The organism is Siccirubricoccus deserti, assembly GCF_014283215.1.
GTDB classification, from domain to species: domain Bacteria; phylum Pseudomonadota; class Alphaproteobacteria; order Acetobacterales; family Acetobacteraceae; genus Siccirubricoccus; species Siccirubricoccus deserti.
In genome coordinates, this window is record NZ_JACOMF010000101.1 from 1 (window position 1) to 8,234 (window position 8,234).

General features: G+C 64.9%; 6 protein-coding genes and 2 pseudogenes. 6 read left to right on the top strand and 2 right to left on the bottom strand.

Annotation, left to right across the window (positions count from 1 at the left end; all coding sequences use genetic code 11):
• Positions 1–153 (bottom strand): transposase (locus H7965_RS27415; RefSeq protein WP_186773716.1); only part of this gene is annotated, 153 nt, incomplete at its 3' end.
• A gap of 199 nt (positions 154–352) precedes the next feature.
• Between H7965_RS27415 and H7965_RS27420 the strand changes: the two are divergent.
• Both H7965_RS27420 and H7965_RS27425 read left to right on the top strand, forming a co-directional pair.
• Positions 353–703, top strand: a pseudogene (locus H7965_RS27420) (integrase core domain-containing protein); the annotation flags it as partial.
• Positions 704–844: 141 nt separating this feature from the next.
• Positions 845–1,608 (top strand): annotated as a pseudogene (locus H7965_RS27425) (SOS response-associated peptidase).
• Positions 1,609–1,811: 203 nt separating this feature from the next.
• On the opposite strand, the gene H7965_RS27430 reads toward H7965_RS27425, so the two are convergent.
• Positions 1,812–2,696: a LysR family transcriptional regulator gene (locus H7965_RS27430; protein ID WP_186773717.1), complete on the bottom strand. Its 885-nt coding sequence runs from the start codon at positions 2,694–2,696 to the stop codon at positions 1,812–1,814.
• Positions 2,697–2,894: 198 nt separating this feature from the next.
• Here H7965_RS27430 and H7965_RS27435 point away from each other — a divergent pair, with 198 nt between their 5' ends.
• The 4 genes from H7965_RS27435 to H7965_RS27450 form a co-directional block, all read left to right on the top strand.
• Positions 2,895–4,130, top strand: coding sequence for an MFS transporter (locus tag H7965_RS27435; protein WP_186773718.1), 1,236 nt, complete (start codon positions 2,895–2,897; stop codon positions 4,128–4,130).
• A gap of 54 nt (positions 4,131–4,184) precedes the next feature.
• A complete protein-coding gene (locus H7965_RS27440) occupies positions 4,185–5,579 on the top strand; it encodes an LLM class flavin-dependent oxidoreductase (RefSeq protein ID WP_186773719.1) in 1,395 nt (464 codons plus the stop codon).
• An 86-nt stretch (positions 5,580–5,665) separates the two neighbouring features.
• Entirely contained in the window at positions 5,666–6,889 is a 1,224-nt protein-coding gene (locus H7965_RS27445; RefSeq protein WP_186773720.1) for an ABC transporter substrate-binding protein, read from the top strand.
• A gap of 196 nt (positions 6,890–7,085) precedes the next feature.
• Positions 7,086–8,234 (top strand): IS4 family transposase (locus tag H7965_RS27450; protein ID WP_186773721.1); only part of this gene is annotated, 1,149 nt, incomplete at its 3' end.

An 8,234-nucleotide genomic window follows, 5' to 3' on the forward strand; every position in this document is an offset into this window, starting at 1 on the left:
CCCCTCCATGGCCTGTCGCTTCCACTCGCCCACCATGGTCTGGTGAATGCCGTGCTTGGCCGCCAGCTGCGCCGTCGTCAACTCACCCCGCAGCGCTTCCAAAGCAACCTTCGCCTTGAAATCCGCCAAATACCGCGTCCGCTTGCCCGTCATCCGGGTCCGTCCTTCTCACAGGCGAACCGAGCTTACCCACCTGTCCGAAATCCGGGGACCACCTCAAGGCTCGGATCTGGCCATGGCCGGTCGCTCTCCTCGGTGTGGCTGGACACCATCACTGTGGAGCTTTGCTGACCGACCGTGGCCGCCCTACCCAGGGCCAGACCCCGGCAGGCTCAGATTCCCGATGTGCTACGGCCCCGAGTTCGTGGCCAAGGCGGTGCAGGGCTGGATCGCAGCGGTCGGCGCCAAGACGGCGTATATCGCACCGGGCAGTCCGTGGGAGAATGGATACGTGGAGTCGTTCAACGCCCGGCTACGCGACGAGCTGCTGGACGGCGAGATCTTCTAAAGCCTGCGCGAAGCCGAGGTGGTGATCGAAAGCTGGCGCCGGCACTTCAATGCCGTGCGGCCACATGGCGCATTGGGGTACAGGCCTCCAGCACCCGAAGTGGTGCTGCCATCCTTCACTGCCTGGCCCGTGGCACTGCGCCGACCAACGCCGCCAACCATGCAAACCGTGGCGCCCAGACCAATGCTGAACTAACATTCGCCGCGAACCACCCAATGGGGGCCGATCACACTCAGCGACCGGGAACATAGACAGAACATATCTGCAGGGCCAGTCACGACAGGTCACCTGACAGGAGCATGGCCAGCGCCGCGCCGGCAGCGTTAGCCTGCCAGGATGTGCAATCTTTACAGCCTCACCAAGGGCCCTGCGGCGATCCGCGAGCTCACCCGGGCGATGGACCGCGGCCTCAACCTGCCGCCGCAGCCGGGGATCTTCCCGGACTATGCGGCGCCGATCGTCCGCGGCGAGGGCGGCGAGCGGGTGCTGGCGATGGCACGGTGGGGCATGCCGTCCTCGCGCAAGGCGCTGCTCGATGCCGCAACTGCCCGGGCCGAGAAGCTCTGCGCCAAGGGCAAGGAGGTCTATTTCGACCAGCTTCTCCGCATGGAGCCGGACGGGGGCACCACCAATGTCCGCAACACCCACTCGGCGCACTGGAAGCGCTGGCTTGGGTCGAGAACCGCTGCCTGGTGCCGTTCACCTCCTTCAGTGAGTTCAACAAGACGGCCGGTGGCGACATCTGGTTCGCCCTGGCGGAGGATCGGCCGCTGGCATTCTTCGCCGGGATCTGGGTGCCGCAGTCGACCTCCGTCCGGAAGGTCAAGGAGGGCGAGGTCACCACCGACCTGTTTGCCTTCCTGACGACAGAGCCGAATGCGGAGGTTGGCGCCATCCACCCGAAAGCCATGCCGGCTATTCTGACCCAACCCGAGGAACTGGAGACCTGGATACTGGCGTCGGTAGACGAGGCGCTGAAGCTGCAGCGGCCTCTGCCTGATGGGACGCTGCAGATCGTGGCGCGAGGCGTCAAGACGGACGGAGGAGACAGCGAGGAGGCAGCCCCAAGAGCCACCGGAGGGCAGGGACGCCTTCTTTAACTGCGCGGAGTGAGCGCAGCAATTCCTCCCTTTCATGTCCACCGCTAAGCTGAACGACGTCGATCCTCGGACGCTGTCTCTACTCGAGCTCGCCTGCTGTGCCCCCAACTTTTTTCAAGACGTTGCAGATGTCCGGCAACGCGCGACCTCGCTACACCCGGGGGGCCGGTAGGCTGCCACGGTGGGCGACAATGGACGGCATTTTACCGTTCGAAACTGCTGGTTTCCACGACCAGATCCAGCAGCTTCTCGAACGCTAATGACGGATAGGGCGTCGCGCATATTGCAGAGAAGGTCACCTCGACATAGGCCGGCTCTATCGGCAGGATCCGTAATCGACCCTCACTGATATCCCGTGCTGAGGTCTGGAGTGGCATCAAGCTCACACCAAGGCCTGCCATAGTTAGTGATGCCAGTGCAGCAAGGCTGTTGCAGGACGTACCGCTGCGCCCCGGCTTGCCACCTGACCCAAGGAGAGAAGCGACCAGCTGGGTCATATAGGAGTCTGTACCTTGGTAGATGACTGGCCACTGCCGGATATCCTGAATCGTCACTAGGCGGTCGGGAACGGGAAAGCTCGCTCCAACCATCCAGGCGAAAGGTACAGAGCCCAGACTGCGGGAAGGAAGGCCTACCTCCGAGCCGGTGCCAGCGACAAGCGCTATATCGATTTCGCCCGATTTGACCCAACTCAGCAGCGACGGGTTGAGGGCAACCTCGAACTCCAGAGTCAGCGCCGGGTAACGGGCACGCAGGAGCTCAGCAAAGCGTGGCAACCAGGTGATGGCGACCATTTCCACGACGCCAATGCGCACCACGCCCGACAGCGTTTCTGACGACCCGACGCGCTTTCGCATTTCCGTCTGCAGGGCAATGGTCTGCTCGGCATAACCGAGGAGCTCCCTGCCTTTCGGGGTCAGCTGCACGCGCCGCCGCGAACGGTCGAACAGCGTCACCCCCAGGTCCTGTTCAAGTTCCCGGATCCGCACCGAGATGCTCGACTGGGTGAGGTTCAGCCTCTCTGCGGCCTCGGCGAAGCCGCCAAAACGCGCAATGGCAGTAAATGCCTCCAATTGCTTGAAGTTCATCGGCCCATTCGGTTCCGGCCTTCCGCCTTACATGAAGAAATTCGATTGGTCACGCCGGAAATCTATTCATTGGATTGCGCGGGCGGAAGCCCGTAATGGAGTCCCGTCCAAGGAAGTGAACATGCCTGCCACGATGGCGCGACGACCCACTCTCGTCCGGAAGCCCTGCCGCTGGCTCGCAGCGGTGCGGTGACGGGAATGGCAGCAGAGAAGCAGGCGGCCGAAGACTTGCAGGGGAGCCGGAGCGTTGTGGCGCTGGCAATGACCTGCCTGTGCCTGGTTCTGTCCCTGGCAACCTGGTTCTCGGCCACGGCTGTCCTGCCGCAGCTCCGGGCGGAGTGGAACCTCTCCGACACCAGTGCGGCCTGGCTTACCATCGCCGTCCAGATGGGCTTCGTGCTCGGCGCTGTGGGGTCTGCGACGCTTGGTCTTGCTGACCGGGTGGCGCCGAACAGGCTGATGGCGGTCTGCGCGACCGGAGCGGCGATTGCCAATGCCGGTCTCCTGCTTGCAACAGACGCCCCGTCGGCCATCGGCTGCCGCATAGCCACCGGGGTGTTCCTCGCAGGGGTCTACCCGCCAGCCCTCAAGCTCCTTTCGACCTGGTTCCGCCGCGGGCGGGGGGTTGCGCTCGGCACTGCCATCGGAGCGCTGACCATCGGCTCGGCATTGCCGCATCTCATCGACGCCTCCCTCGACCTCGGCTGGCGCGACGCCGTGCTTGCCACGACTGTCGCAACCCTCATCGGGGCCGCGACAGCGGCCGCCGTCCTGCGCAATGGCCCCTTCCCTTTCCCCAGGACGCCTTTCGACCTGCGGGACCTGCATGCGGTGCTGGCGAACCGGCCCTTCCGGCTGGCCACCGGCGGATACCTCGGACACATGTGGGAGCTTTATGCGATGTGGGCCTGGCTCCTGGTCCTCGTCCGCCTGCGCCTTGACGTGACTGACGGAGGGGCTTCAGGCGCTGCCCTGATGACCTTCGCAATCATCGCCGCCGGCGCTCCCGCCTGTGTGCTGTCGGGCTACCTTGCCGACCGGCTGGGGCGTCCAGCGGTCACGATCGGAGCCCTGGCAATATCGGGCGCCTGCGCGGCCCTCATCAGCTTCACCTTTGACGGCCCGCTCTGGCTCTTCGCCACGGTCGGGGCCCTCTGGGGCGCCTCGGTCATCGCTGACTCCGCTCAGTTCTCGGCCATGGTCACGGAGCGCTGTGACCTGCGCCTGGTCGGGACCGCCCTGACCATCCAGCTTGGCTGCGGCTTCGCGCTGACCGGGCTGTCCATCTGGCTGCTGCCCCTGGCTGCTGAATGGCTCGGTTCCTGGCGTTGGGTGCCGCTGCTTCTGGTTCCGGGCCCTGTCCTCGGCATCCTGTCCATTGCCGCCCTGCGCAGCCCGGTCGCCCCGGCTCAGGCCGTTTCCCCGACGGGATGACTGAACATCTCCCCGAACACGCCCAGCACAACCAATCCGGAGGAGCCGTCAGGAATGACGAAGCAAATGCGCCTCAACGCCTTCAGCATGAACTGCGTGGGGCACCAGTCCCCCGGCCTCTGGCGGCATCCGCGCGACCGGTCCGCGGATTACACCTCGCTGAGCTACTGGACGGAACTCGCCCGAACCCTTGAGCGCGGCAAGTTCGACGGCATCTTCCTGGCCGACGTCATGGGGGTCTACGACGTCTATGGCGGCACCCCGGACGCCGCCCTGCGCAACGGCGTACAGGTCCCGGTGAATGATCCGATGCTGCTCGTCCCGGGCATGGCCGCTGTGACAGAGCACCTTGGATTTGGCATCACCGGCACGCTCTCCTTCGAGCCGCCGTTTTCCTTCGCGCGCCGCATGTCAACACTGGACCACCTGACCGGCGGCCGGGTCAGCTGGAACATCGTGACCGGCTATCTCGACAGCGCCGCCAAGGCGATGGGCCGCCAGCGCCAAATCGGGCATGACGCCCGCTACGACATGGCCGAGGAGTATATGGAGGTCGTCTACAAGCTGTGGGAGGGCAGCTGGGAGGACGATGCGGTGCGCCGTGACCGGGCTGCCGGCATCTTCACCGACCCGGCGAAGGTCCACCGGGTCACGCATCACGGCGAGTACTACGACCTTGAAGGCATCCACCTGCCGGAACCCTCGCCGCAGCGCACGCCCGTGCTGTTCCAGGCAGGCTCCTCCGCCAAGGGGCAGGCCTTTGCAGCCAGCCACTCCGAATGCGTCTTCGTCAGCGCGCCCTCGCGTCAGATCGTGGGGCCGGCCGTTTCGAAGCTGCGACAGCAGGTGGAGGCGGCGGGCCGGAACTCCTCTGATGTCCTTGTCTTCGCCATGATGACTGTGATCGTCGGGGAAACCGATGAGGCGGCCCAGCGCAAGCTGGAGGATTACAAGGCCTATGTCAGCCACGAGGGCGCCCTGGTCCTGATGTCCGGCTGGACCGGCATCGATTTCTCCGGCTGCCGTCCGGATGAGGTCGTGAAGCACATGCGAAACGACGCCATCCACTCGGCGATTGACCGCTTCACCATCGCCGACCCGCAGCGGGCCTGGACGGTCGGTGAGGTGGCGGACTTCATCGGGATCGGCGGAGCCAGCCCCATCATTGTCGGCTCGCCAGGCCGGGTAGCTGACGAACTTGAGGCTTGGATGCGCGAGACCGGCGTGGATGGCTTCAACCTGACCTACCAGGTGATGCCGGAGACCTTCGTCGACTTCGTCGATCTTGTCGTCCCGGAGCTCCAGAAGCGCGGCGTCTTCAAGCGCGATTATGCGCCGGGCACGCTGCGCGAGAAGCTGTTCGGCGCCGGCCCACGGCTGACCTCCCCTCACCCCGCCGCCCGCTACCGGCGCGGCGCCGGGCGTCCGCAACAGAAAGCAGCGGAATAGCGCGCCAGCGCCACTGGCAGACGCCTCAGCGGCGTCATTCGCGCCAGGAAGACTCAGAGAAGCAAGGCTTAACCGGAGAGGAAAATATGACGCTTACACGCCGTGGCCTGATGGGCGCTGGTGCCCTCGCCCTCACGGGGCCGACCGTGGGTCGTGCCCAGCCCGCTCGGCAGAAGATCAGGCTCGGCATCATCACCGACCTCTCCGGGCCGAACAAGGACAACAGCGAGCCATCCATGGCGTGCTGCCGCCAGGCGATCCAGGATTTCGGTGCCGCCGAGCTGGGCATTGATGTCGATGTGCTGATTGCCGACCACCAGAACAAGGGCGACATCGCCTCCGGCATCGCGCGGCGGTGGTTCGATGAGGAGGGCGTGGACTGCCTGGTCGACGTCTCCACCTCGACCACCGCCCTGGCGGTGAACAGCGTGGCGCGCGCGAAGAACAAGGTCATGCTCGTCGTCGGGGCCGCAACCTCGGAACTGACCGGAGCGCAGTGCAGCCCCAACACCATCCACTGGTCCTACGACACCTACATGCTGTCGAAGGCATCGACGGCGGCCATCATGGGCCAGGGAAGTCAAAACTGGTTCTTCCTGGCGGCTGACTATGCTTTCGGCCAGGCCATGGTGCGCGATGCGACCAATTTCGTGACCGGGGGCGGCGGGAAGGTGTCCGGCCGCATCTTCTATCCCTTCCCCGGCACAACCGATTTCTCCGCCTTCCTTTTGCAGGCGCAGGCGTCCGGCGCGAAGGTGCTGGCGCTCTGCCAGACGGGGGCCGACACCTACAACACCCTCAAGCAGGTGCGCGAGTTCGGCATCGACCGCCGGATGAGGACGGTGACGCTGCTCATGTATGCGACGGAGGTGCACCGGCTTGGTCTGGACGCCATGCAAGGCATCCTGCTGACCGAGAGCTTCTACTGGGATGCGAACAACCGCACGCGCGCCTTCATGGAGCGCATCAAGCCGAAGACCAACCACAACTGGCCCAGCTCCGCTTCGGCAGGGGTGTATTCGGACACGCTCCATTATCTGAAGGCAGCAGCAGATATGGGAGTGGCCGCGGCGAAGGCTGATGGTGCGGCCGCCGTTGCCCGTATGAGGGCGATGCCGACGGACGACGATGTGCATGGCGTGGGGCGTATTCGTCCCGATGGTCGCAAGATCCATGACGCCTACCTGCTGCAGGTGAAGACCCCCTCCGAAAGCCGTGGTGGCTGGGACCTGATGAAGGTGTCGGCCGTCATACCCGCCGAAGAGGCCTTCCGGCCGATCAGCGCAGGCGGCTGCCCGCTGATCGGCTAGAAGTTTGGTCCTGACATTCGGTGGTGCGGGTCCGCGCAAGCCTGCGAGGTTCTGTGACCATTGCGACTTAGATCCGCAGCGTTAGAGCGTAAGCGTCCGGTGACGCTTCCGATTACCCACATTTTCGAACGGGAGCGGCGGAACCGGGGTAGCATTGATGGACTGGATGCCGTGCGTTGCGTGACACGAGGCGGCAATGCCGAAGGGGTCAGAACGGACGGGCGACAGTGTCTCGTTCGGGAGCAGTGATACCGGGCGGAGCTGGATCGACAACGAAGTGGCGGGATGTCAGCTCGGGGATCAGCGCCTGAGCAAGCGCCTGCGGTTGTTGCTGGGGCGGCTGGAACAGGCAGCAGGGTCTCCGCTGCCGATGGCTTGTCAGGACTGGGCGAACACGAAGGCAGCCTACCGCTTCCTGTCGAACGAGCGGTTCAGCGAGGATGCGCTGCTGACGGGGCATTTCCAGGCTACCGCCGACCGCTTCGCCAGCACGCCCGGGTTGGTGCTGGTCATCCAGGACACGACCGAGTTCAGCTTTCGCTGGGCAAAGCGCGAGACGATCGGTGCCATCGGTCAGGTGCCGATCGGGCGGAACCGCAACGGCAAGCCGCGCATCCTCACGCAATGCGGCCTGCTGATGCATGGCAGCCTGGTGGTGACGCGCGAGGAACTGCCGCTGGGTCTCGCCGCCGTGCAGTTCTGGAGCCGCAAGAGCTTCAAGGGCACCAATGGTCTGAAGCGGCATGTCAATCCGACCCGGGTGCCGATCGAGGATAAGGAGAGCATCCGCTGGCTGTCGAGCCTGACGCAATCGACCAAGCTGCTTGGTGATCCCGGCCGCTGCGTATTTGTCGGTGACCGGAAGAACGACATCTACGAGTTCTTCTGCGCAGCCAGGGAGGCTGGCACGCATTTCCTGGTTCGCACCTGTGTCGACCGGCTGGCCGACGATGGTCATCGCACGGTCGCGCGGCTGATGGCCCGCGTACCGGTCTCAGGACAGCACAAGATCGAAGTGCCAATCGAAGTGCCAGACGCGAAGGGGCGTCCCACCACGGCGATGCTCCAGCTGCGCTTCCGGAAGATCCACATCCTGCCCCCGATCGGCAAGCAGAAGCGCTATCCCGCACTCGACTTGGCCGTGATCCACGCCTTCGAAGCCAGAAAACCACGCGGTCGGGCCCGCATTGAGTGGAAACTCGTCACCGACCTGGCCGTCAACTCGGTGCGGAGCGCGGTCGAGAAGCTCTGCTGGTATGCCCAGCGCTGGAAGATCGAGTTGTTCCACAAGGTCCTGAAGTCCGGCTGCCGCATCGAAGCGGCACGGCTGCGGACCGCCGAGCGC